This is a genomic window from Streptomyces purpureus (assembly GCF_014648195.1).
Taxonomy (GTDB): domain Bacteria; phylum Actinomycetota; class Actinomycetes; order Streptomycetales; family Streptomycetaceae; genus Streptomyces; species Streptomyces purpureus.
Window position 1 is genome coordinate 1 of the sequence record NZ_BMQQ01000088.1, and the last position, 634, is coordinate 634.

General features: G+C 69.1%; 1 protein-coding gene. It reads left to right on the forward strand.

Going from position 1 to position 634, the window contains the following annotated elements; all coding sequences use genetic code 11:
- Window positions 1–634, forward strand: a 634-nt coding sequence (locus tag IEZ01_RS34485; protein ID WP_373287711.1) for a putative T7SS-secreted protein, incomplete at both ends; no start/stop codon positions are given.

A 634-nucleotide genomic window follows, 5' to 3' on the forward strand; every position in this document is an offset into this window, starting at 1 on the left:
AGGTCGGTGAGCAGCAGCTCGGGCAGACCGAGGAGGCCAACGAGCTCATCCACGGCAAGCCCGACAAGATCCGCGAGATCGCCGGGCACCTCAAGGACTTCCACACCGCGTTCGACCAGGTGGGCAGGGGCATGCGCACCCTGGACTCCAACGGCTGGAAAGGCCAGTCCGGCAACGCCTTCCGCGCCAAACTGGCCATGGAGCCGATGAAGTGGCTGCACGCGGCGGACGCGTGCGCGACGGTGGGCGGTGCGCTCGTCCGCTACGCGGAGACGGTTGTCTGGGCGCAGGACAAGGCAGCCGAGGCCATCGCCCTCCACAAGAAGGGGCAGGCGGACTCGAAGAAGGCGGTCGACGCCTACAACAGCAAGGTCGACACCTACAACGCCGCCGCCCTCGCCGGACGCGACCCCGGTCCCGAACCCCCGCCGTTCAAGGTACCCGGCCTCGCCGATGTCCGCCGCGCGCACGAGATCCTCGGTGAAGCGCGACGACAGCGCAACGAGGCCGGCGCCGCGGTACAGAAGGCCATCCAGAAGGCGACCGAACACGCCCCGGCCGAACCCCCTGCCTCCAACCGCCTCGCCTCCAACGCCATCGACGCCTACGGCGCACTGAACATCGAGACGCTCCA